The 23,603-nt window shown below is 70.6% G+C and carries 14 protein-coding genes and 1 pseudogene; all 15 read right to left on the bottom strand.

Annotated elements, in window-relative coordinates; genetic code table 11:
* Positions 1-95: 95 nt before the first annotated feature.
* Positions 96-2,306: a hypothetical protein gene (locus M1203_RS00075; RefSeq protein ID WP_249947342.1), complete on the bottom strand. Its 2,211-nt coding sequence runs from the start codon at positions 2,304-2,306 to the stop codon at positions 96-98.
* Positions 2,303-6,136, bottom strand: coding sequence for a putative baseplate assembly protein (locus M1203_RS00070; protein WP_249947341.1), 3,834 nt, complete (start codon positions 6,134-6,136; stop codon positions 2,303-2,305). Before M1203_RS00070 ends, M1203_RS00075 begins: the two co-directional genes overlap by 4 nt.
* Positions 6,133-9,348, bottom strand: coding sequence for a putative baseplate assembly protein (locus M1203_RS00065; protein WP_249947340.1), 3,216 nt, complete (start codon positions 9,346-9,348; stop codon positions 6,133-6,135). The genes M1203_RS00070 and M1203_RS00065 overlap by 4 nt, the downstream gene beginning before the upstream one ends.
* Positions 9,345-9,728: a GPW/gp25 family protein gene (locus M1203_RS00060; protein ID WP_249947339.1), complete on the bottom strand. Its 384-nt coding sequence runs from the start codon at positions 9,726-9,728 to the stop codon at positions 9,345-9,347. Before M1203_RS00060 ends, M1203_RS00065 begins: the two co-directional genes overlap by 4 nt.
* Positions 9,725-10,063, bottom strand: a complete 339-nt coding sequence (locus tag M1203_RS00055) for a hypothetical protein (protein ID WP_249947338.1) — start codon at positions 10,061-10,063, stop codon at positions 9,725-9,727. The genes M1203_RS00060 and M1203_RS00055 overlap by 4 nt, the downstream gene beginning before the upstream one ends.
* 69 nt (positions 10,064-10,132) lie before the next feature.
* Entirely contained in the window at positions 10,133-10,672 is a 540-nt protein-coding gene (locus tag M1203_RS00050) for a phage baseplate assembly protein V (RefSeq protein WP_249947337.1), read from the bottom strand.
* 68 nt (positions 10,673-10,740) lie between these two features.
* Positions 10,741-11,880 carry a hypothetical protein gene (locus tag M1203_RS00045; RefSeq protein ID WP_249947336.1) on the bottom strand — a complete coding sequence of 380 codons (1,140 nt, stop codon included), beginning with the start codon at positions 11,878-11,880 and terminating at the stop codon, positions 10,741-10,743.
* Complete coding sequence (locus tag M1203_RS00040) at positions 11,873-12,232, bottom strand: hypothetical protein (protein WP_249947335.1); 360 nt, start codon at positions 12,230-12,232, stop codon at positions 11,873-11,875. The genes M1203_RS00045 and M1203_RS00040 overlap by 8 nt, the downstream gene beginning before the upstream one ends.
* Before the next feature lie 9 nt (positions 12,233-12,241).
* Positions 12,242-12,946, bottom strand: coding sequence for a hypothetical protein (locus M1203_RS00035; protein WP_249947334.1), 705 nt, complete (start codon positions 12,944-12,946; stop codon positions 12,242-12,244).
* Positions 12,947-13,001: 55 nt separating this feature from the next.
* On the bottom strand, positions 13,002-13,508 hold the full coding sequence (locus M1203_RS00030; RefSeq protein ID WP_249947333.1) for a hypothetical protein: 507 nt from the start codon (positions 13,506-13,508) through the stop codon (positions 13,002-13,004).
* A gap of 39 nt (positions 13,509-13,547) precedes the next feature.
* Positions 13,548-20,117, bottom strand: a complete 6,570-nt coding sequence (locus tag M1203_RS00025; RefSeq protein WP_249947332.1) for a DUF4157 domain-containing protein — start codon at positions 20,115-20,117, stop codon at positions 13,548-13,550.
* Positions 20,114-20,404: a hypothetical protein gene (locus tag M1203_RS00020; RefSeq protein WP_249947331.1), complete on the bottom strand. Its 291-nt coding sequence runs from the start codon at positions 20,402-20,404 to the stop codon at positions 20,114-20,116. Before M1203_RS00020 ends, M1203_RS00025 begins: the two co-directional genes overlap by 4 nt.
* Complete coding sequence (locus M1203_RS00015; RefSeq protein ID WP_249947330.1) at positions 20,395-22,401, bottom strand: ATP-binding protein; 2,007 nt, start codon at positions 22,399-22,401, stop codon at positions 20,395-20,397. Before M1203_RS00015 ends, M1203_RS00020 begins: the two co-directional genes overlap by 10 nt.
* 33 nt (positions 22,402-22,434) lie before the next feature.
* Complete coding sequence (locus tag M1203_RS00010) at positions 22,435-23,313, bottom strand: DUF4255 domain-containing protein (RefSeq protein ID WP_249947329.1); 879 nt, start codon at positions 23,311-23,313, stop codon at positions 22,435-22,437.
* 4 nt (positions 23,314-23,317) lie between these two features.
* Positions 23,318-23,603: pseudogene (locus M1203_RS00005) on the bottom strand (hypothetical protein); the annotation flags it as partial.

Raw genomic sequence — 23,603 nt, 5'->3', positions numbered from 1 at the left:
CTCGGAAGATCGGCATTCGGTCGCGCGGGATACGGGTTCACGGGATACGGGGTCACGGCATCGGTCATGGGACGGGGCGCGGGGCGAAGGAGGGCTCAGGTCACGGTCACGATCCCGGCGTCGGTACCGGCCGGGGTGTACTCGGCCAGCCGCGCCCGCAGACTGTCCAGGCGCTGCGGCTGGTGGAGATCGTGGAAGGCACCCATCTCTGAGCCGTCCTCGGCGCCCCGCTTGATCTCCTCGGCGCACCCGTCCGCCAACTGCCCGTACGCGGGCGTGCCGTACCGCTCGGATGTGAACAACGGCCGCACCCGGGCGGCCTCCTCGCCCCCCACCAGGTCCGGCTGGCAGCGGTGGCGGCGCGGGGTGCGCGAGCCGGGCGGTACGTACGAGAACCGCACGCACCCGACGCCCCGCCTGGCCACCCGCAGCGCCCCGGTGAACAGGGAGTTCTCGGCGATCTCCACCGCGTGGGCATGGACCTCACCGATGACGGTGGTGCGGTGCGCGTGCAGCACGGCGTGGGCATGCCGGCAGTCCGGGGCGGACAGGGCCGCCCGGTCATGACCGGTGGCGTCCAGGACGCTGTCGCGGATATGGAGGGGCAGCGGGTCGTGCCCCACCTCGTCACCGATCACCTCGATGGTGCCGAGGACACACCGCTCGATCTCCACGCACGCGGTGGTCCTGTCCAGCACCAGACTCGGTTCCTCCGGGGAGTGCGGCTCGCAGTGGGGCTCCAGCGACCAGCCGGGCACGAGCGTGCAGTGCCGCAGCACGACCGAGCCCATGGGACCGGCGACATGGAGCCCGCGCCCGGTGATCAGCAGACCGTCGAGCACGATGCGGGGAGCCTCGCCCGCGCCCTTCCGGCCGCCCGCGTCCCGCCGCGCCTCCGCGTCCCGCCGTGCTTCCTCGTCCCGCGCCCGGATATTGAGCGCGTCGGGCCGGTTGCTGTACCAGTCGAGCAGTCGGATCACCGGCCGGGTGCCCTCGGCGGCCCGCACCTCCAGCCGGTCACCGGGGTCCAGATCGAAGTCCAGCTGCTCCTGATAGGCACCGCTGTGCGTGATCTCGATCAGCCCGTCGGGTCCGCAGCGCCCGGCCCGCCGGTCCGCGCGCCACTGCGCGTACGCGTCCATGATCCGCTGGTACGGCCGGCCGGGGCCGACCCGGTAGACAGCCGAGGACACCGGCGTCTCCCGGTCGCGCGGATACTCACCGCCGCCCGTGTCGTCCGAGAACGCGCAGTGGTACGTGACCCAGACACCCTGGCGCGGCGCGGAGCGCGAGCCGAAGGCGATCCGGCCCAGCTCGGGGTCGACCGCGACCTGCCCGCGCTTGGGCCGGTAGCGCCAGTCCGTCAGATCCGCCACCACGAGATCCGCCGGTGCCACCGGCTCGTCCTGGCCGTCGCGCCAGATCGTGAAGCTCCTGCCGGGACCGTAGTAGTCCGCGAGCCGGTCGGCGAGCTGCCGACGGCGGACATACGCGGGGACGTTGTCGATGGTAGCCACATGGGTGGCGGACGGCTCGGGCACCGGCTTCGTCACCAGCGGGGTGTCATTGCCCAGGATCGAGAACGTGTAGAGGTTACGGGCCCGGTCGACGCAGTACGCGGGCGCCTTGGTCAGGTGGTACGGCTTCAGCCGCCACACGAACAGGCCCACCCCGGCCGGGGACTGGCCGCCCCGCGTGCGCGCCGAATCGGCCCGCCGTACGTTCACCGACCGCGCGACCGTACCGAACGGCCCGCCCGCCAGATCCAGCGCCGCGCCCTCCCGTACGTCCACGAGCCGGCCGCGCTCCAGCCGGCGCGCGTTCACGGCCGCCGTCCCCGATCCGTACAGCTTGACGGGCTGCTGATGTGCCAGGAGACGGGAGAACTCCACCGCCCGCGCGGGCCATCCCGCCACATCCCCGGCCAGCTCCTCCAGCAGCGCCAGGGTGCCCTTGCGCCGCCGGTTGGCGACGGTCGCGGCGACATCGGCGCGCGGCGCCAGGGCCTCGGCGAGCCGGTCGCGCGCCTCCTCGGCGTCGCCGCCGTCCGCCAGGCCCCTCGCGAGCACCCGCTCATAGCCGGGCAGCGGCGTGTAGCCGACCAGATCGCCGAGATACGGCAGCACCCAGGGCGCCGCGGTCTCCACGAACCAGTCCTCATAGCTCTGTTCGACCCCGTCGCGGACCCGGTCGACCTGCTCGGCGATCACCGCGAGCAGCGCGCGCAGCGGCTCCCCGCCCTCGGCGTCGCGCAGCCGGTGCCACTGCGGGAGCAGCTCCGCGAGCCCGTCCGGTTCCCTGCTCATGCGGTGACCTCCGTCAGAATCAGTGTGTCCGCGACATGCGGTGACAACAGAGCGAGCTGGGCCGGCCTGATGCCCCGGAAGACACACACGGCCCGTCCCCTCGCCTGCCGCCGGGTATCGGTGATGTCCGGGTTCAGCCGCAGCAGTTCGGCCAGCGGGATGCCGTACTGCCCGGCGATCCGGGTGAGCGTCTCGCCGTCCCGCTCGCCGACCACATGCACGTCCTCGTCGTATGTGGCGAGCCGCGCCGGGACCGCCGGGCGCGGCCGGTCCAGGTCGCCCACGAGCCCGATCAACTCCTCGGGGGTGACGGACGCGGACACCCCGGTGAACACATCGACATCCACATAGTCCACACCCGGCACCCGGTGGGCCGTCGCCAGCACGTCCGAGAGCCGGGCGGGCTCGCCCAACTCCCTCCGTCCGCTGCCGAATTCACGCAGCAGCGCCTGCCGCAACCGGGGTTCGACCACACTCCAGGTGTGATCACGGGCCACCTTCACCCGCGCCGCGAGCAGCAGCAGCACCAACTCACGTACGTCCACGCGCACGGGCAGCCGCGAGTCGCCGTAACGGGCGAGCGAGGACCGCAGGGCGCGCAGCACCTCGGAGTCCTCGGCGATCGCGATGTCATCGACCCCGGCGACCGTCATATGCAGCACCCGCCGCCGCCCGTCGAAGATCTCGCGGACCGCCGCCCGGCCGATGCCCGCACGCGAGCGGGCGAAGTCCTCGTAGTCCCTGAGGGAGACGAGCCGGTCAAGAGCGGAGACCGCGAGCGGGGTCGTGCGCCGGGTCAGACCGGGACCGTCGGCGTCCGCACCGCCCGTGGCGGGCCCCGGATTGGTGACGGCCGTGACGCCGAGCGGCCGGGTGACGGCCTGGGTGATCCGGTCCGCCGGTACGTTGGCGGCGCTGCCGGTGCCGAAGCGGTAGCGGGCCCGGACATTCTCGTGCCCGGACGGCAGCCGTGCGCCGAACACCCCGTCGCCGAAGGTCACGGTCGTCCGCCCGTCCGCGGCCGTGCCGATGACATACACCCGCTCACGCGGACCGCGTCCGGCCAGGCTGTCCACCGCGTGCCAGAGCAGACCGTCGACCCGTACCTCCAGGGTGGGCGTGGCCCCCAGTGGATTGTCCGCGGGCAGCCAGGTCAGCGGCGACTGCCAGAGGGCGAACGTCTGGTTGATCCGGCCTGCGTCGCCGCTGCCGATCGGCTCGTCACGGCTCTCGCCGTGCGACGCGGGGACCACATTGCCCTGGACGCGCACGGTGTCACGGCGGTAGCGGTGGGCCAGGTCCGCGGTGAGGGTGAGTTTCGTATGGACATGGTCACCGGGCAGTTGGGGGTCGAGCGCCTGCTCCACCTCGGCGATGACGGCCAGTTCGGTGCCGCGCACCCCGGCCGTGTAGGGGATGTCGGTGCGCTCGCCCGACACGATCAGATACCGTCCGGGCCGCAACCCGTCGTACAGCTGGGCCAGTTCGAGCTCATTGCCGTGGACGTCCTCGCCCAGCGGCTCGTCGGCGAGGCGCAGCGCCTCACCGCCCGCGTGCACGGTGGTGTCCCGGATCGTGGAGAGCAGGACGTCGTGCTCGTCCAGCCAGGGGTCGGCGAGCGTCAGTTCGGTGCCCCGGCCGGTGATCCCGTAGTTGGTGTACGCGGCGGTGCGCAGGGCGGTCACCCGAGTGGTGACGGACGCGAGCTTCCTGTCGCCCGGGATTCCGTCGGGCCCCTCGGCGCCCTTGCGGGGGCGCTCGACCACGACCCAGCTGCCGACCGTGATGCCCTCCTGCACGGAATCGAGCGGTAGCGTATGGCGGTTGGTCTGCTCGGGGACGGTCGCGAGTCCGATCTCGACATTCGCCGGCTCGCCGCCGACGGTGTACCGCACGGTCAGCTCCAGCTCTCCATGGGTGACCTGCTTGTGCTCGCCGGGAGCGAGCCACCACTCCAGGGCCTCGCCATTGTGCACGGCCACATGAACCCGGCCGTCCTCGCCGGGGCGCGAGACGAAGAGCGTCCGCTCGGGGAGGCCGGGCAGCAACTGGGCGGTCACGCCCGGCTCCTGGGAGTCGGCCGGACGCCGGGAGAGCCAGCTCAGATCGCGGTCCTGGGCGGTACGGGTCACCAGCGAGACCCGGCCGGGCGCCAGATCGAAGGTGATCTCCGCGGGCAGATTCTCCGACCGCTGTACCGATGAGCCGGTCTCCGTGTGCTGGAACTCGGCGCGAACCGGCACCCGGCCCGCCGTGTCGTACACGATCCGCATGGTGGTGAGGGACGAGCCGCCCAGCGGCCAGTCGGTCTGCCGGATGACCCGCCCACGCTCGTCCTGAACGGGCTTGAGCGGCGCCGTCGCCCCGAAGGGCGCCGAGGTCACCCGCATCGCCTGGACCTCGCGCAGCAGCGCGGGCACGGCCGGGGCCGCGTTGCGCCACGCCGTGTACATCCCGTCCGCGATCCGTGGATCGAGCGCGGCCAGCAGCCGCGCGCCGAGGTCGGAGCCCGGCGCGAAGAGGCGTGCCGGGTCGTGCGGGAGCGCGCGGGCTCCCGACGGGGGCCTGACGACCCGGGTGCGCAGGGCCGGCAGTACGGCGCCGAGCGCCCGCAGGGCCGGGGAGTCTGCCGCCCCGGTGGTCTCCGCGCGGGAGTCCGCCGCCCCGGTGTTCGCGGACGCGTTCGCGAGGGGAGCGGGCGGCACGGGCGGCACGGGCGGCACTGGTTGTGCGGGCTCCAACTCGGAGGCGCGCTCGATCAGTTCGCCGACCACGGCCTCCAGCCGCTCGAACCAGGCCGCGACCTCCTCGTACGCGGCCGCGAGGGCCCCCGCCTCGGCGAGCCGCTCATGCGGATCCGCGAGCCGCCCGGCGAATGCCGCCGGGGATGTGATGCCGTCCAGATCGGCGCGCAGCGGCGCCAGCACCTGAACGTCGAAATCATCGATAATCAGGCTGACAGGGCGCGGATTGGGGTTGTCGGGGGTGGGATCGCCCTCCTCGGCCTCCCGCCCGTCCTTGGTGATCCACTCACGCAACCGGGCCACCAGCTCGGCCAGTGACGGCGGCGCGGACTGCGGCAGACCGATCGCCGTCACCTCGTCGTCCCGGTCGATCCTGACCCGCGCGACCCGCGACAGCTGCCGCTCCCCGGCCGATTCCCCGTCCGCGCCGAAGACGAACAGCAGTCTGTCGCCGGTCTGGAACGAGGCGGCCGTCCCGGAGATCCGGATCTCGGAGCGCTCGCGCAGATCGTCGGGGGTGAGCAGGGCGGGCCGCCGCCGCCGTACCGCCAGCTCGTTCCAGGCCCAGCGGGCCGTCAGGTCCTCATCGGTCTCGAAGGTCCGCGACTCCTCCTCGGCCGAGGCGGGCACGCTGTTGCTGCGCGCGCCGCGCGGGATCAGCACCGGCAGGTCCTCGGCGCGCGGATCGCGGTCCAGGGTGTACGCGAGATGGGTGTCGGAGGCGATACCGGGCCGTGGCCGGTGCCCGACCAGCCGCCCCAGCAGGGCCAGCGAACGGTACTCGCGGGCCGTACGGAGATACCCCTCCTCGGCGATCCGCTCGGAGTGGAACGTGAGCAGGTCACCGACGACCGCCCAGGAGTCGAGCAGTCCGATCGCCGGGTCGTCCGGGGTACGGACGGTCAGTCCGCGCAGCGCGGGATAGGCGGGGGAGGCGAGCCGGTCGAGCATGGCCGCGAGAAACGAGCCGTACTCACCGACCCGGTGGTCGAGGGCCGTCCGGCCCGGCGGGTTGTACGGCGGCCGGGGAGCGTGGCGCTCGTCGTGCCCACCGCAGCCGCAGCCGCAGGTGCGGGTCTCGCTCATCGTGCGCCTCCGGCCAGTTCGATGGACAGCCGGCCGTTCTCGGGCCGGTCCGGATCGTTGTCGCAACGCGCGATCTCCAGCGGGCCGAGCCGCAGCACGCCTTCCTCCAGTGCGATGTCGTTGTCGGGGTCCTCGTCGAAGAGCCGGATCAGCCGGGTCACCCGGGCGCTCTCCACGCCCTGTACGGCCGCCGCCGCGGCCACCAGCCGGCTGAGCCGCACCGGTTCGCCGAAGGTCAGCGCGTCAGGATGGAAGAACCCGAGCCGGCCGCCGGACAGCCGTCCGGGGCCCAGCAGCCGGTACAGCTCGGCCAGGATCTGCCCGTGCTGGCGGCCCGGCTCGGCACACACCGTGAGAGCGATGTCCAGCGGTACGTTCCTGGCGGGACCGACCACCAGGTCGTGGCCGATCCGGCGGTAGCTCTCCAGGGCGTACGACACCGAGTCGAGCAGCTCGGGCGAGGGATCGCCGTTCCCCAGCGCGTCGATGGCGATATGCGCCTCCTGGACACTGCCCGTCCAGCGGATCTCCGCCGCCGCGCGCCGCACGCCCGGGAGCCCGGCGGCCAGCGCCGCGTAGTCCTCGGCGGTGACGGCGCGCAGCCGGGAGCGCTTGAGGTCCAGCGGGGCCAACTGGCGCACCTGGTCGATGGGTTCGGGCTCCGTGCCACCGACGGCCGGCAGCGGATTGCGTACCCCCGCCACCGGCATCGGGTCCCCGGCGTCGGACGCCTCCGGATCGCGGCACAGCACCAGATGGTTGATCGCCTCCGCGCCGACATTGCCCGCCTTGCCGCCGCCGAGCCGATAGCGCAGCTCCAGCCGGGCACCCGGCCGGGGGCGCGCACCGTGCCGCCCGTCGCCGAAGCGCAGGGCGATCCGTCCGTCGTCCTCCAGCTCGCCGACGAAGTGCGGGTCGCGCGGGCCGCTGGAGAGCAGATCCCGCCGGGGAGCCCAGGACCTGTCGCCGTCCGTGACCGTCACCGCGGGCAGCGCGGCGCGTGGGTCCTGTACGAGCGCCGAGGCGGGCCCGCGCAGCACCGCCTCGCCGGGGTGCAGCCCGACCGCGTACGCCGGGCCCCAACTGTGCGCGATCTCCCAGGCGATGGAGGCGTCGAGCACCGTGCCCGCCCGTGCCCGTGCGCTCAGTACCTCAAGCCGGCGCAGCTTCGGGGCGAGCAGCCGCTCGCCGCGGTGCAGCAACTCACGCAGCGCGCGCACCGGATGGCGCCGCAGCTCAAGACGTTCCAGGACGCGCAGCCCGAACAGCACGGTCAGCTCGACGATCTCATGGTCCGTCAGTCCGTCGTGGTCGCGGGCGCTGCGCCACAGCTCCACCAGCCGCTCCCGCACCCGGCCCCCGATGGCCGCCAGCCGGGTCGCCTGTCCGGCCGAGACATGGCGGGGCTCCGGGAACGGCACGGACTGGACGACGGGGGAGCGGTCGAGCACCGGCCGCAAGCGCGGCCGGATGCCGGGATAGACGACCTGCGCCAGCAGGGTCGCCAGCGCCTCCGCCTGGGCGTAGGCCGTGCCGGGGACGACCTTCTCCCGCCGTCGGCCCGCCAGCTCCAGCGTGAGTCCGGCGCGTACCGTCGCGTCCTCACCGACGACGGCGAACAGTTCACGGACCTGCTCGGCCGTCAGCGACCGACCACAACGTGTCTGTTCGATACGGGTGTTGATCAGCTCGGCCGTCGCGTTGCCCGCGTCCCCGTCCCAGCAGCCGAAGCCCGACGGCTCGCAGGAACCGAGAACGGCGGGTGCCGGCGGGACGCTGACGGTCTGGTCCGCGCCCCCGTGGAGGCTCCCTGACCGGCCGTGGTCGACGAGTACGACATTCCCGCGCGCCACGCTCACGTCCTCGACCGGCTCGCAGCCGGGGCCGCCGCGCGTCGACAGACAGACGGGGAAGGTGAGCGCGTCCTCCCGTGCCCAGGTGACCTCCAGGACGGGCTGGTCCGAGAGCCGGTCCACGAGCGGGGTGACGGAGGTGAGGCGTACGGCCTGCCGGTGCGCCGGATCGGCGTCCCCCGGCGTACCGGACCGCGGCCCCCGTACCTCCTCGATCAGCAGCAGATCGCCCGGCGACAACTCCAGCGTCCGGGCCGTGCACTCCTTGTCCGCCCACGCGTCCCGCAGCGTGGCGGCGGTGGCCCCCCGGGGCAGCGCGCACACCTCGTCGCCCCAGGTCCAGAAGCGGATGGTGGTGTGCTCGGGGGACAGGACCAACGGCTCCTCGGCGACGACCGGTTCGAAGACCTCCACCGAACCGCGTTCGTCCAGCACGGACAGATCCCGGTCGTCGATGACCGTACCGATCTCGGGCACGTCGCGCGGCGCCGGAGTACGGACATCGACGGCGGCGAAGCGGAACGTACCGGGCGGCAGCGTCAGCCGGCGCGCGGTCTGGACGGTGACGAACGCGCGGGCGTTGACCCCGTCGTGCATCGGATAGTCGATGAGCCGCACATGGCGGCGTACGGACACCCGCCGCCGTGCCGTGTCGAGATATGCCTCGGTCGCTACCGCGTCCTGCTGATAGCCAATCAGATCGGCGTTGTGAGCGAGGAGTTCGACCAGCGTCGTCCCGAGGTCGGCGGCATTGCGCTCGACCCAGTCGGGGGTGGTCAGCGCCAGCCGGTCCAGGATCAGCCGGCGGATCGTGTCGTAGTCACGCGCGGTGTAATCGATGACGGGTGCGGGTGCGGGTGCGAGTGCGGGTGCGGCTCCCGGTGTGTGCGGGGGCGGGCCGCAGGGCCGCTCGACCCCGCCCCGCTCGTCCTTCTCGCGGTCGAAGGGGGTGGGACAGTCCGCCCGGAAGTCGAAGTCGGCCCAGAAGTAGCGCTGGTCGAACCCGTGGAAGGGCTCGGTGCCGGGCCGCCCGTACGGATCTGTCGCGACGACCGAGAGCCGGTAGCGGGATGTGTCGCCGGTGCGGTCGAGCGTGACGAACAGCCGGTCGTCCAGCTCCGGGTCCTCCTCGCGCTCGACGGACACCTCGACGGCCTCGATACCGGTGATCCGCCGGCCGCCGTCGATCCGGATGTTCTCCGGGCAGAGCCCGTGGGGCGCCTTGCCCAGGAAGGTGACCGTGAGGGTGAGCCCGTCGTCACCGACCTCGACCGCGTCCACGCCACCGAGCCGCGCGGCCCGTACCTTCGCGCGCCTGCCGTCCGTACGGCAGACCAACTGATCGCTCCGCACACTCATACCGGGCCGCTCCCCTCGAACACCTCGTCGCGCCGGCTCGCGGTGGAGCGCACCACATAGCGCAGATACACCCGCACCACGTTCTCCTCGCTCACCACGTCCAGCGCCTCCACCTCGATCAGTTCGCCCAGCCAGCGCTGGAGCGACGCCTGTACGGACAGCTCCAGCGCGGAGGCCAGTTCGGGGCTGTTCGGTGTGAAGACCAGATCGAGCAGCCCGCAGCCGAAGTCGGGGCGCATGACGCGCTCGCCCGGGCTGGTGAAGAGCAACTGCTCGATCAGATCCCGCACATGGTCGTCGTGGTCCGCGTGCGCGGTGCGCCCCCGCCGGTCGGTACGGAAGGGGAAGGCGATGTCACTGCGTACCTGCCTCGTCCTCATCCGCAGGCCACCCCCTGGCTGGACGCCGTCGTGATGACCGGCGGCCCCTGCGGCACGAGGCCCGCCGTGTAGCAGAGGGCCGCTGTGCTCTCCAGCAGTAGCGGCGAGCCGTCGATCAGCACACCGCCGGCCGCCGGCGTCCAGCGGACGCTCGTGCACGGCACGGGGATGTTGTCGACGGTGTGCCGACAGCCGGTGACGGTGTGGACGAGCGCGCCGGTCGCGGCGGCGAGCCCGTCGAGCCGCACACCCGGCGACTGAGCGGGCGCGGCGTCGGCCCGGCCGCCGTGGGGGCAGCCGATCAGGGTGCCCGCATGGATGACTTTCCCGGACAAGACTTCTCTCCCCGTCTCTTCGCTGACGTTTCTTGGGCGCTTCTCGGCGCTTCTCGGCCCTCCTGGGCGCTAACGCTTCTTGGGTACCGTCAGCCGGCCCCGATTGATGTCGACCTGGTCGCCGGAGACAAGGACGGATGCCCCCTGCCCGTTGTCGATATGGACCCCGTCCCTGTTGATCCGGATGAAGGGCCCGTTTCCGTCCGCCCCCGGCGCCTGGAGGAGAATCCCGTTCTCGGGGTCGTCGGAGAGCACGATCTTGTGATGGCCCTGGGTCTCGATGACGACGGGCCGCGCGTCCCGCTCCGCGCCCGCCAGCGCGTCCGCCGGCAGTTCGCTCTTGTCGCCGAACCAGCAGCCGGTCCAGATCGGGAAGCTCGGATCGCCCTGCTCGAACTCGATCCACACGCCCGCCCCCTCGGACGGGACCACATACTGGCCGGACCGCTCGCCCGTGAACGGGAAGCAGGGCATGGCCCAGGTCGATGCCTCCTCATCGAGCACGTCGGGGACGTACGCGGTGATCCGGCCGATCCGCAGCGGATCGTTGTTGTCCGCCACCCGGCCCCGGAACTTGCCGAGGAAGCGATTGTTCGATGCTGGCGCCATGCGGGCTGCTCCTGCTGTGTCTGGCTTGGGACTTCAGGGAATTCGGGGCTTCACCAACTGGATGGAACTCAGGGACGGACGGTGCCGCTGCGGGCGATGAGCCCCTCACGTGAGAGCGTGAAGTTCTGCTGGTACGAGCCGGGCGTGAGGTTGTGGGTGACGGAGGTGACGTAGTAGTCACCGTCGTACGTCCTGCCGGCGCCCCGTACCCCCACCAACTCGCGCGGACGCAGCACATAGCCATGGCGGTTGACATCGAGCTGACCCGAACCGGAGATCGCGTCGGCGGAGGTCGCGGCGCGGGCGAGGGCTTCCGCCCGCGCCTGCTCGAACCCCTTCTTCGCGGTGCCCGACAGCCGCTTCCGCTTGAGCGCGGGGCTCGCACGGCGGCCCAACGGTGGCCTGAGCGGGCCGATGTCGGGCTGCGGGAGCAGCGTCGTCTCGCGGGAGCGCGGATTCTGCCAGCGGGCCTGCGGCTCCTCGCGCGCGGCTCCGTCGTACGCGAAGGTGAGCTGGTCGACGGTGGAGTTGACGTCCATGTTGACGTTGAGCGCGTGCTGACGCTGCCCCAGCCGACGCTGCGGGCCCCAATAGGCGAGGGAATGGCCGGGGGTGGGTCCCGGTTCGAGATAGAAGGTGTAGCCGTTGGCGCGGGCGAGCTCATTGACGTAGCCGAGGTCCGTGGCGGTCTGGTAGTCGACGCGCAACTGTTCGCGGGGCGGCTGGGCGATCTGCTCGGGTACGACCTCGGGCCGGATGCCGTAGTCCACGTATTTGGCGAGAATGCGGCTGACGCGCTCGGCGGGGGAGAGGTTGGGAAAGCGGTCGGTCCGCTCCTCCAGGTCCATGAGGATGGTCAGGTCCTCGCCGGTGACGGTGAGTGTGCTGTGCCCCGGCTGATTGCTCGCCCCGACTTCCTGACGGACGATCAGGCCGTCGAGGAGGACGGTCGGTGTGCCCTTGATGACGGTCGAGACGATGACGCGGGTGCGGGGATCGAAGAACCCCTCGGGCAGGAGCCGGTCGACGATGGCGCCCTTCTTGGTCAGGTCGAACGCCATCTGAAAGCCGCTGCGTTCGCCCGCGGTACTGGTGATCTGCGCGGACAGCAGGGCCTCGGCGACCGCCTGGGGCACGGGGCGGGTGAGCTTGGGGCCCATGCGCAGTGTGAAATGTACGGGCCCGGTCCCGATCGGCTCGTCAGCCATGGCCGGTCCCCACGGCCCCACCGGGCAGCGGAATCCCGATCACCCGGCCCGGCTCGGCGGTCAGCTCACGTGGATCGAGCACGGGATTGGCGTCCGCGATCTGCCACCACTGCCCGGGATCGCCGAAGTAGCGCTGCCCGAGGTGGTCGGGCCGCTCGCCACCGCTGACGGCATGCGGCGCGACGGCGCCCTCGTCGCTCGGCAGCGGCGGCAGCAACCGCCGCTTGGTGTAACGCACTTCGGTCCCGTCGGGCTGGACATGCACCCCGATCTCGGCGTCGTGGTACCGGCTGTCGCGGGGATACGGATGCGATCCCGGGATCGCGTCGAGCGGACTCTCGTACGGCTCCATCACTACGGACTACCTTCCTGTCCCGAATCCGGCACCGGCTCCGCCCCCGAGGGTCCCGCCCAGCCCGAGCCCCCCGAGCTGCCCGCCGACAGCGGCGGCGGCGAGCCGTTCCTTCTGCGCGAGATGCGCGAGATACAGCTCGGCCCCCCGATGCCCGGCGGGCAGATCACTGACGGTCAGCACCTTCAACCCGATGCTGAGGCTGGCCCGGATGGGATTGAGATGGACGTCGAACGCGGACTCATTGATCGACAACTCGGTGACCCGCACGGGCATGACGCGCTTGCTGCCCCAGGTGAAGAGGGTGAGCGGCATCTCGATGGGACTGATCTCGATGGTCCCGTTCTTCGCCAACTGCGACGCGGCCCGCAGCTTCTCGGTGGTGGGCTGCACCAGCATCTCCAACACGGCGAGCTGCGGATGAATCCCGTCGGGCGCGGCGACCTCGAACTGATCGGTGGCGTCGATCTCGGCGGTGAACTTCCACGTTTCCTGCGCGGGCCCCTTCAGCCGCAGGGCCTCATTCCGATCCCCGGTTCCACTCCCCCCGCCGCCGGAGTCACCACTACCGCCGGCGGCCTGGGGCGCGACGGAGCGTTCGAGGGTGTCGGGGTTGAACTGCAACACGATGATGCGCTGGGGCGTGCCGCGCTCGGGATCGACGATGACGATCCCGGACCGGATGGGCTTCGGTATATCCGCGTAACGGGTCATGCGAAATCTCCTTTTTAACATGGTCAGGACTGGATTTCCGAAGAGGAGGATGTGGCTATCGCCCGCTTTTCTCCTCTTCGTCGATTGCATTGAGCAAGAGGATGATTGACTTTCTGAGCGTTCCAGGTCGTCGCTTCCGGATCAAAAACTTGATTCTTCGTACAGGTGCTACATCTTGAATGAATTCCAGGGAAGTGTTTGAACGGATGAGCGGGGTGCGATTGCTTGGATCGTCGGACTCGTCCCCAAGGTCCTGGTACCCCCATCGACTGGCCACGTTTCGTCGTAGCGTTTCGCCAATGTATCGAACGGCGCCTTCGGTCATTGAGTCACTATCAACGGAGTCGTCGACTGTGTAGCGTTGCAAGAGCAGTGATTCCAGCTCATCCAATGAATCCAGGGTGAAGTTGAATGGGAAGTCGTTGGGAAGGAATTCTTGGCGCCATGAATCCAAGGCATCGTTCATGCTCGACAGCCATTCGTTCAAGAATGATCGAGCTGCCTGATTCATCCTTTCCTGATCCTGGGACATGTATTTCTGAGTGAGATCTTTTTCTGGCATTGACTTACCCCTGAAATTGCGTCTGATGCTTTTTTGCTGTCAGTTGGAACTCGGTAGGCGTGGCGTCCCTTCGCCGTGCCACACCAGGACTATAAATCCAGCATCCTCAAGTTCCTTTTTGTGTGACACTGATGGCTTTCTCCCGAATACGTATATAATGCGCCACCCTTGGGATACTAAACTCTTATCCTTTTCTATCTGCTTCTTGGATTGTTGCCTGTTTCCGGCCTTGAGTTCGTACATGACGCGCCTTCGGAAATTTACGGCATCTGGTTCGCGGTCTTCCCCCGTAACCTCGACCATCATCCTTCGAGCTTCGAGTTGGTCTTCGGGGCTGCGCCAGTGGGGACCTTGACCACTCCGCTGGAGTCCATGAGTCCTCGCGAAATCTACTTCGTATTGAGTCCCTCGTGCATCGTTTCCCATTTTTGCGATGTATCCATTGAGCCATTTTGTGAATGGTTGCGGGTTCTTGCCCTGCTCTCTCATTCGAGCTTCATAGGACTGGCGCCTCTGGATCATGTGCGCGCGGGTTCCTGCGGCAGGGTTGCGGACTTCGGCCGCTTCCTGAATGTCATCTTCGTCTGGTGCGTTCGAATTCCGTAGTTCTTCTGCCCGGTTCTCGTACGTGTAACGATGCGGTTCGTTTCTGGTACTTCCGCCTACGAGTCGATTTTGCTCGTCAAAGCCGGGCAGCTCGATGTCTTGGATTTGCCTGATCACCTCCGAGAGTTGTTTCTCTCGTGTGGAATCGTTGAGAAATTGAATCCATCCTTCCGGTTCGATTCCGAGTCGCTCTTCTAGTTGGCTTTTCAGGTCCTCCATGTCTTTGATAAATGCTTCTTCTGGCTGCTCGTCCTGGTATAGATGCCAGCCTCGACGGTCGGAAATTTCAAGCGACTTTTCGAGGCGCTTCTTGAGTTCCGCACCAAGTAGTTCGGTTAGCTTCGCCTCCAAGCCGGTTGTGATCTCCTGGTTGGGATTCAAGAAGGCTGTGATGGCAAACTGGGAGGTTCCTCTCTGTGAGAGACTCGTAAGTCGATACCAAGTGCGCAGGGCCAAAAGGGTCGCTCGCATTACTCGGCGTTGTACGCCCTTGATTAACAGGCCATTGATACGAGGGCGGAGACGAGCGACAATTCTTTGCAGGCGCGTGTCTTTGGACTCCTTGGAGTTCTCCCTCCTGTTGCGCTGGTCGCGGTGTTGGCGGCGTTGTTCCTGGCGGGTCCGCTGTTGCCGGCGCAGCAGGTCGCGGCGGCGGGCGTAGGCGTCGCGCATGCGGCGGGCGTTGTTGTCCAGGTCGCGGCGGCGCCTGGTGTCCGTGTCGCGGTGGCCCAGGGACTGCTTGGCCCTGCGGGTGCGGTTGAGGGCCGCCCTTACCGTCTGCCTGGCGCGGTTCATGGCCCGGGTCGTCGCAGACGTGGGGCGGCGGCGCTGTGTCGGCCTTGGGCGGGGGCGGTCCCGGGGGGTGTCCTGGTTGTTGGGGCGGTCGCGCTCGGTCTCGCGGTCGCTCGTGCGGTCGTCCGCGCGGTCCGGTCGTGGGCGCGTGGCGGGGGAGCTCTGGGGGCGGCGTGTCGTGGGGCGGCCTGTCGGGCGGGTTGTGGCGCCTCGGGAGGGGCGCGGTGGGCGCCGCTGTTCGTCGGTGGTGCGGCGCGCCTGCTGCTGGGCGTTCCTCACCTCCTGGTTCCTGCGCCGCTGATCATCAGGCCTCGGCTGCTCCGTCGCCTGTGGCCTGTTCGGGTTGTTCGGGCGCGTGGGGTCCTGGGGCCGGGCCGGGGTTCCCGGCCTGGCCGGGCCGTTCTGGGTGTTCTGGTCGTTCGGCCGCCCCGGCCGGTTGCTTCTCAGGCCTTCCGCCACGCCTCTCAGCCGGTCGCCGACCTTCTTCACATACCTGGCGACCCCGCTGAGCAGCGCCTCGTACGCCAGCTCCAGCAGCGCCACCACGCCCGAGGCCACGGCCTTGGCGAACAGCAGGCCGGCATTGCCGCCCTTGACCGCCTTCAGGTAGTCCATGAACGCGCCGAACGCCTGGAGGATCTCGCTCAGCGCGCCCCACGCGGCCTTCAGTGCGTCGATGATCGCCAGCACCCAGCCCGCGCCGGGGATAAGCTTGGCGATGACCTTGGTGATGACGATCTCGCCAATGATGAAGGGCAGTTGGGGCTGGGCCTCGGCCCAGGCCTCCTCGACCATCTGCTCCTTGCTCACACCACCGTTGAGCAGGGCGTCGAAGATCTCCCGGGGAATGCCGAGTACCTCTTGGATCTTCTCGTTGAACCAGTTCTTGACGGCCGAGATGATCTCGGAGAAGAGGTGGTTCCTGGCACCGTCCTCCGCCGAGGCCGCCGCGCCGCTGAGCCAGGCGCCCGGGTCGGTGATGATGTCGGCGGCGATCATCGCCCACTCGCCCAGGGCGTTGAGCAGGCCCAGCGCGAAGTCCATGATGGCCCCGAGCCCGCTCATGACGGCGTCGACCGCCATCCGGAGCCCTTCGCGCAGCACATCGAGGAGGCCGCTGAGCATCTCGCCGAGCTGGTCGAGGAGATCGTCGACCAACTGGCGTAGCTCGTCGGCGATCCGATTGACCAGCTCGATCGCCGCGTCGCGGATCTCGATGATGAGATCGCGAATCTCGTTGGCGATCTCCAGGAGCCCGTCGAGCAGGTCCCTGCCCAACTGGATCAGAGCCTCGGTGAACTCCTCGAAGAGACCGATGATCTCTTCACGGGCGGTTTCGATCCAGTCCAGGACCGTGCCCTCGAAGTCCGTGATCAGGCTGGTGATCGCCGCACGGGCCGCCCGGAAGACGCCGATGATGGCGTCCTTGAGCTCATTGAGCTTGTCGCGGATGTAGTCGAACGCCCGGGAGATCCAGTTGCCGGAGTCGCTCTTCGCGGTGTCGCGTTCGCTCCTGGCGTCCTGTTCGGCCGTGGTCCTCTTCTTGCCGATCTCCTCCTCGTCCGTTGTGCGGCGGGTCTCGACCGCTTCGTCGGTCTCCCTCTCCTTGTCCCCGGCCTCCTCGCGGATCCTGTCGATCTTGTCGCTCTTCTTCGTCCCGAGGGAGTCGAGTTCCTCGTCCTGCCGCGTCCTCCACCGCGTCCGGGACGCCTCGACCTCGGTCCTGGTCCGCTCGCGCTCGGTGGCCTGGGTCCTCGTATTGGTCTCGATCTCGCTCCGGACGTCCTGCCGGTGCCGCTCCTGGGACTGCCTGAACTGATCGTCCTTGGCCTGCCGCTTGTCGGACATCGTTCGCTGTCCGTCGCTGAACGCGCTCTGGAGTTGCGGCCGGCGTTCGTGCTCAGCGACCTCCGAGACCGCCTCCGGCGGGATCCGCCCCCCAGACGCCGCGCCACCGCCCTGGCCCGCGCCGCCGCCCTGGCCCTGGGCACCCGGCACCTGAGCGGTCAGCGTCTCCCGCGGTACATCGGGATAGATCTGGTCCTCGCCCAGCGGGCGGCCGGCGTCGTCCCGCCCCGACGAGAGAAGTTCCTGCCCCTTGGTGTCGAGCTCACCGCTCTGTTCGTCGACGCGGCCACTGGTCTCCCCTTCGAGCCCGACGCCGGGGGCCATGCCCACCGATGCCTGCGCGAGCATCTCGTCCTCGGTCGGCAGATCGAGGATCCAGCCCACGAGGGCGTCGGTGTCGATGATGTCCCCGCCACCGACGAGGTTGCTGACCCCGTTCACGATCCCGGCGACAGCCTGCCCCCCGGCCGCCAGGCCCAGTTCGACCTTGCTCGGCTCCTCGATCTCCATCCCCGGGATCTCGCCCTCCGGGGTCCGGTCTCCCGAGACCTCCGCCTCCTCCTGCTCAGGGGCGTCGATCTGGGCTGCCGGATCACCGGAGTACTCGCCGGGCGCGGAGGCGTTCGGCGCGCCACTCAATGTCCGCGGGGCACCTGACGGCCGTTCCGTCGTCGGCGGTGCGGCCCGCAGCGCCTGATGCTCCTCACCGACGGTTCTGTCGACCGCGCTGTTCACACCGCCCAGCGCCTCAAGGGCGCGGTGCGGCTTGAGGTTCGCCGCGGTGCTGAGACCGGCCTCCGGTGACACCTGCGACAGGTTCGGCGCGGCCGGTTCGCGCTTGGGTCCGGCCGATGCGGCACCGCGTGAGCCCCTGCCGCCTCCGCCACCGCCGCCGCCCGAGGCGCTACGCGTGCCACCGCCGCCCTTGACGGTCCGTGAAGACGCGGAGCCCGAAGGCCGCGAGGAGGCAGGCGCCGCCGCCTGAGTCGGCTCCGGTGCCGGAGCGGCGGCGGGCTCGTCGGTAGTCGGAGCGGCGGCGGGAGCGTCTGACTGCCGCGCCCCCGTCCCGGACTCCGGCGCGTCGCCACCGGTGGTTTCGACGGAGCCTCCCGCGCCCGAGACATGGGTGTCCCGGGCCGGGGAGACCTCGGTCGAGGTGCCCGTCCCGGAGTCCCGCTCGCCCGAGCCGGCGTCGCCGCTCCGGCGGGACCCCCCGGACGTGCCGTCGGAGGCGTCCGCCGTCGGCGCCGGGGACGTGACAGCCGTACCACTGGACGACGCCAGGCCTGTCCCGGACCCGGTCGCGCCAGGAGCGGACGCGGTGGATGAGCCGGACGCCGTACTGAATCCCGTACTGGAGGCCGTACTGGAGGCCGTGCCGGACTCCGCCGTCCCGCCCGCTGACGTCTGGGCGCCGCTACTCTCGGACGACTGGTCCTGAACCCGATCCTGCTCTTGGTCCTGGTTGCCCTGGTCCGGTTCGGATCGCTCCGTTTCCCGTTGTGCCGTGGACTCCTCCCGGTCCCTGACCTCGCCCATCGGTTCGGCAGGCCCGGTACGGTCACCCGCCGAGCCCTCGGACGAGGGCGGCGGGCCCACCTCCTGCTCCACCGGCATCTCGGCCTGGAGGGCGTCGAGTCGCCGGCCCTCCGCCTCGGCGCGGGCAGTCGGGGAATCATGCGCGTCACCGTCGGCGCCCATCGGCCGGGCGAGCTCGTCGTCCTCCGCGTCGGACTCCGCCGCGTCTTCCTCGTCCCGTCGCGCCTGAACCTCTTCGGCCTTGGTACCGGGCGGCTCGGGAAAGCTCGGCACCGAAGGGCTGGTGCCCTGGCCCGGGGTGATCCTGTCCGCGGTGGGCACACCGGACACGTCGAGGTCGGACGCGGGGAGGAAGTCCTCGGGTGCGAGCTCGGTGTGCCACGCGCTGTCCTCGTCGAACGCCTTCTCCGGATCGAGCTCTTCCGGCACGCTGTCCGTACCGGACTCCGGACCCGGCGGCTCGTCCTCCAACTCCCCGTCCTGGGACCGGATCCCTTCGAGCGTGCTGCGGCTGCCCAGGTCCGCGGTCTTCAGCAGAGCGCCCGGTGCCACCCCCGCCGACTCCTGCTCGTTCTCGCGACGCCTGTCCGCCCCGCGCGGCCGCTCCCCTGCGACCAAGGGCTCCACGGCGCCTGGCCGGTTCCTGGCGGCGGACTCCTCCTCGCTCGCCGTGGGCGCGCCGCTGACCTCAGGGGCGTCCGGGCCCTCTCCGGAGTCCTTCCCGCCTTGCTGTCGAGACCCGGTATCGGTCTTCTTGTCCGCGCTGGTCCTGTCGCCGCCGGCGCTGCCCCTGCCGCCACCGCCCTGCTCCGACACCCGCGTCCCCCGCGAGGTGCCGCCGGACGCTCCGGCCGGCTGTTGTGCCCCGGGCCCGGCCGTACGGTCATCGCCGTTCGACGCCGGCCGCTGCTGCTCCTGTTGGCCCGGGTCGGCCGTCCCGCTCTGCTCCTGGCTCGGTCGACGCCCGGCCTCGCCTGAGCGTTCGGGTTCCCGCTCCAGCAGCTCGACGGGGTCCGGTACGGCCGCGGGGGCACTCAGGGCGTCCAGTTCGAGTGAGCCGCTTTCCTCGGCCTCCTCGACCAGATCGATCAGCCGCTCCCGCTCGGAAGAGAGCAACCGCGGCTCCAGCCGGTCCAGCACGGCGTCCTGCAACTCCGGTGAGAAACGGCCGAGTTGCGTGCGTACACGCCTGGAGCGGTCCTCCGGGTCGCCGCGCAGCGAACGCAGCAGACTGTTCGTCAGCCGGTCCACCAGCGTCGCGGGGTCCAACTGCTCCTGGCGCCGCAGATCGGCGTCGACCGTCGCGTAGCGCAGCCAGCCCGGTGTGGCCCGGCCCTTCTCGACCTCGCGCGCCGCCGGTCCTCCGTCCCGTACGGACTCCCTCGCCGCCGACTCCGCCTCGCGCTCCATCGCCTGCTCCGGCAGGCTCACCGCGCCCAGGTCGCGGCCCGCGCGCAGGGCGCCCAGGCCGTCCGGGTTCTGGACCGTGTGCAGCAACTCGTGCGCCAGCAGGTGCTGTCCGTCGACCGTGCCGGGGCGGTAGGCGCCCTCGCGGAAGAAGATGTCCTGGCCGACCGCGACCGCGTCCGCGCCCAGCAGTTCCGTGAGCGCGCCCGCGTCGCGGTCGGTGTGCAGGCGTACGCGGCTGAAGTCATGGCCGAGCTGTTCCTCCAGCTCGCGCCGTACGCTCAGATCAAGCGGCTGGCCGGCGCCGCTGACGATGTTCTTCGGTTCCGGGGTACGGGATGCGGCCCGGGCCTTGCGCTTGCGCCGCTTGTCGTTCGCCGACTCGTTCTGCCGCTCCTCGGAGTGTGTCGTACTCATCGCGACTCACCCCGCCCCGAAAGCCCCGCGTGCACCGCGCGCGCCAGCGCCTCGCCCAGCCGGCGTGGTGAGGTGGTCGCGGGCAGGGGCGGCAGGCCGGACAGTGCGTCCAGCGTCCGGCCGCCGTCCGTGGCCAGGGGTACGCCCCGGTCCCGTACGAGACGGGCCAACTCCGTCTGGAACGCGGCCGAGACCCGGTCGGGGTCGACGCGGTCGAAGCCGTCCAGGACCAATTCGCCGATGTCCACCCGTACCGAGGGCGGGCGTGGTGTCTCGTTCAGACCCATCCGTGCACCTCCGAGGGCGTCAAGGAGCGGTCCAGCTTCAGGTATTCGGTGCGCGCGGCCTCCAGCATGTGGCGCATCTGGAGGCGGTTGCCTTCCTCTGCCGCGAGGAAGGCGCCGGACAGCGCGATATTGCGGATGGAGCCGCCCGCCACGGTCAGCCGGGCCAGCCGCGCCGGATCAATCCCCTTCATCGGCGCCCGCGCGGGCAGCACCCGCCGCCAGATCTCCGCGCGCTCCGCCTCGCCGGGGAACGGGAAGTCGACGACGAACCGGATCCGGCGCATGAACGCCGTGTCCAGCGCCTGCTTCATATTGGTGGTGAGGATCGCCAGCCCCCGGTACGCCTCCATCCGCATCAGCAGATAGCTGACCTCCAGGTTGGCGTACCGGTCATGGCTGTCCTTGACCTCGCTGCGCTTGCCGAAGAGCGCGTCCGCCTCGTCGAACAGCAGCAGCGCGCCCCCGCGTTCGGCCGCGTCGAAGACCTTGCGCAGATTCTTCTCGGTCTCACCGATGTACTTGCTGACCACCTGGGACAGATCGATGATGAACAGATCCAGGCCCAGTTCCCGCGCCATCACCTCGGCCGCGAGGGTCTTTCCGGTGCCGGAGCCGCCCGCGAAGAGCGCGGTGACCCCCAGTCCCCGGCGCAACGTCGACTCGAAGCCCCACTCCTGGTAGACGGTGGCCCGCTGCCGTACGTGCGCGACGATCTCGCGCAGAATCCTCAACTGCCGTTCCGCCAGCACCAGATCGGTCCAGGACGCGTCGGGTTCGATCCGCCGGCCCAGCTCGTCCATGCCCATACGGGCCTCGGTGAGCCCGGCACGCCAGGCGAGCCCGGCCGCGTCGGGGGCGTCCGCACCGGACAGCTCCCTTACGACCGAGGCGCCGGCGGACCGGATCAGATGGGGCGGCAGCGAGAACTGCTCGACCAGCGACCTCAGATCGTGCTCCGACACCGCCGGTACGTCCTCGAAGGCGTTCGCCCACACCCCCAACTGCTCCTCGGCGTCGAGCGCCGGTACGGTCACCCGCTCGCCGCGCGGCCGGGCGGTCACCCGCGGGTCGGGACTGGAGACGACGAGCGGTACGCCCGCGCTCTCGACGAACGCGTCCGTGGCGGCGGCCTGTTCACGGTCCGGCTCGCCGATCTCCACCAGCAGCGCGGCGGGCAGCAGGATGGCCTCACGCTGCCAGAGCCGGGCCAGCCGGTCGCGTTCGGCCGGATCGGTGGGCAGATCGTCGGCGGCCAGCGCGTACAGACCGAGCCCCGAACGGCGGGCCGCCGCGGCGGCGATATCGGCGCGGGAGCGCAGATCCCCGCCGACCAGCTCGACACGGAGCGGGGCGTACGGCCCGGCGCCGCCCAGCCCGGCCGCGACCCGGTCCGCCGCCCGTTCGTACGAGGCGGGGAGGGAGTCCGGCGCGCTCGTACGGCGCAGCAGTCCGTGCAGCCGCGCGTCCAGATACGGCGAGCCGGCGAGGAAGTGCAGGATGCGTTCGTCGAGGCGCAGCCGGGAGGTGGTCAGCCGTGTCTCGTCGTCCAGCTCGATCAGCCGCCAGCGGCGCAGCGGGGCGACGGGCGTCAGCGCGCTCCAGTGCGGTTCCACCAGAGCGGCGAGGGCGAGCGAGAAGGTCGGGTGCGCCCGGTCGGGATCGCCGCTCGCGGCGGCGCACCGGGCGCCGGTGGTCGGGTCGAGCTCCGCGGCGGCGGCGAGCAGGATCACCTCGCGCTCGAACGCGCTGAGCCCGAAGCACCTGACGAGCGCGTCCAGGGCGCCGGGACCGCTGCCGACGCCACTGCTGCCGCCGGTGTCTTCGGGCGCGTCGTCCTCCGTCGACCGCGTACGGTCCTCGGCGCGCCGCGCGTGGCGGTCGACACGCGCGAGGACGGACCGTATGGCCGCGGCCAGCGCGCGGCCGTCCGTACCGGCGTCGGCGCTGGCGTCGGCGCCGTCCGCCGCACCCCGGGCCGTCCCCTCGTACGTACCCATGTCCTCACCCGCCCCCGTTTCCCCCACGGCCCCTCAGCTCTCCGCGCCGTCTTCGCCGGTGCCGTCCTCGCCCGTGGCGGGCTTTCCACGGGTGTGGGTACGCGTACGAGAGGCGGACGCGGCCCGCTTGGCCGCGGGCTTGGAGGCGCCGGCGCTCTTGCCCGCCGCCCGCTTCCTCGCGGGCGCGTCGGCCTTCGGACTCGGTTTCGTCCCTGGCTCCGTGGCGGCCTCGCCAACACCTGACGGTGCCACTGACGGCGCCACTGACGGTGCCTCCGCTGTCGGTGGCACCGGCGCGCCCGGCGCCCCGAACGGCAGCACCCGCACCGTCCGCCGCTCCACTGGCTTCGCCGGTACCGGCTTCTCGCGGCCCTCGATCAGGATCAGCGAAGCCTGGTACGCCACCGACAGTGTGTACGGCGTCTGATGGAGCATCCCCCACAGCTTGGACGTCTCATCGATGTCCATCACCGTCGGTGTGAAGCGCACCTTCTGCGCCGACGCCGCCAGATCGCTGCCCGCCAGATACGGACGTTCGGCGGCCAGTTCGATCAACTCACGTGGCAGGACAGGGAATTCGTGCAGGGTCCGGATCACGCACCCGATCAGCCGCTGACCGACCAGCTCCGCCTCCTCTCCGTACGCGCTGATCAGATAGTGCAGATCCAGCGCCGCGGCGGGCCGCTTGACCAGCGTGCCGTCCGACGCGCGCGTCGGCAGATCGGTATGGCGCATCGAGGCGTTCGGCGTGACCTGGTACAGAAAGACATGGACGGTCGGCTCGGTCGGTGGCTCGGCCGGCGGTTTACGGGTCTCCACCTTGACCGCGATATCCATCTCGGGCCCCAGATTGCTCTCGATCAGCAGCGCCAGGGCCTGGGTCACCGTCGCGATGGCAAGCGCGTTGCTCATGGCCTCAGTTCCTCTTCTCGCCGCGCGACAGATAGTCGTCCAGGGTCAGCGCGGGCGCGCGCCGGCCGGTGCGATCGGCGCGGTCGGCGGCGGGGGAGCGGTCCCCGCCGGGCGGCGGCGCCGCGCTCACTTCGAGCCGGCCGATCTGTACGTGTACGACGCGCTCGGCCTGCTTGGGCGCGCGCCGTCCCACCCCGTTCGGCGCGGCGCCCCGGGCGGCGGCGGTGTCGGCGCCGCGCGGGCCGAGTCGCGTGGGGGCGGCCGAGGGAGCGGGGGCGGCGGCGCGCGGC

It is taken from the genome of Streptomyces sp. 35G-GA-8, assembly GCF_023534745.1.
Classification (GTDB): Bacteria; Actinomycetota; Actinomycetes; order Streptomycetales; family Streptomycetaceae; genus Streptomyces.
This window is presented reverse-complemented; position numbering and strand designations above follow the sequence as displayed.

Bases quoted from the DNA above. Each gene is read 5' to 3' on its own strand.
- M1203_RS00075 (WP_249947342.1), bottom strand. From the start codon at position 2,306: ATGAGCAGGGAACCGGACGGGCTCGCGGAGCTGCTCCCGCAGTGGCAC.
- M1203_RS00070 (WP_249947341.1), bottom strand. From the start codon at position 6,136: ATGAGCGAGACCCGCACCTGCGGCTGCGGCTGCGGTGGGCACGACGAG.
- M1203_RS00065 (WP_249947340.1), bottom strand. From the start codon at position 9,348: ATGAGTGTGCGGAGCGATCAGTTGGTCTGCCGTACGGACGGCAGGCGC.
- M1203_RS00060 (WP_249947339.1), bottom strand. From the start codon at position 9,728: ATGAGGACGAGGCAGGTACGCAGTGACATCGCCTTCCCCTTCCGTACC.
- M1203_RS00050 (WP_249947337.1), bottom strand. From the start codon at position 10,672: ATGGCGCCAGCATCGAACAATCGCTTCCTCGGCAAGTTCCGGGGCCGG.
- M1203_RS00045 (WP_249947336.1), bottom strand. From the start codon at position 11,880: ATGGCTGACGAGCCGATCGGGACCGGGCCCGTACATTTCACACTGCGC.
- M1203_RS00040 (WP_249947335.1), bottom strand. From the start codon at position 12,232: ATGGAGCCGTACGAGAGTCCGCTCGACGCGATCCCGGGATCGCATCCG.
- M1203_RS00035 (WP_249947334.1), bottom strand. From the start codon at position 12,946: ATGACCCGTTACGCGGATATACCGAAGCCCATCCGGTCCGGGATCGTC.
- M1203_RS00030 (WP_249947333.1), bottom strand. From the start codon at position 13,508: ATGCCAGAAAAAGATCTCACTCAGAAATACATGTCCCAGGATCAGGAA.
- M1203_RS00025 (WP_249947332.1), bottom strand. From the start codon at position 20,117: ATGAGTACGACACACTCCGAGGAGCGGCAGAACGAGTCGGCGAACGAC.
- M1203_RS00020 (WP_249947331.1), bottom strand. From the start codon at position 20,404: ATGGGTCTGAACGAGACACCACGCCCGCCCTCGGTACGGGTGGACATC.
- M1203_RS00015 (WP_249947330.1), bottom strand. From the start codon at position 22,401: ATGGGTACGTACGAGGGGACGGCCCGGGGTGCGGCGGACGGCGCCGAC.
- M1203_RS00010 (WP_249947329.1), bottom strand. From the start codon at position 23,313: ATGAGCAACGCGCTTGCCATCGCGACGGTGACCCAGGCCCTGGCGCTG.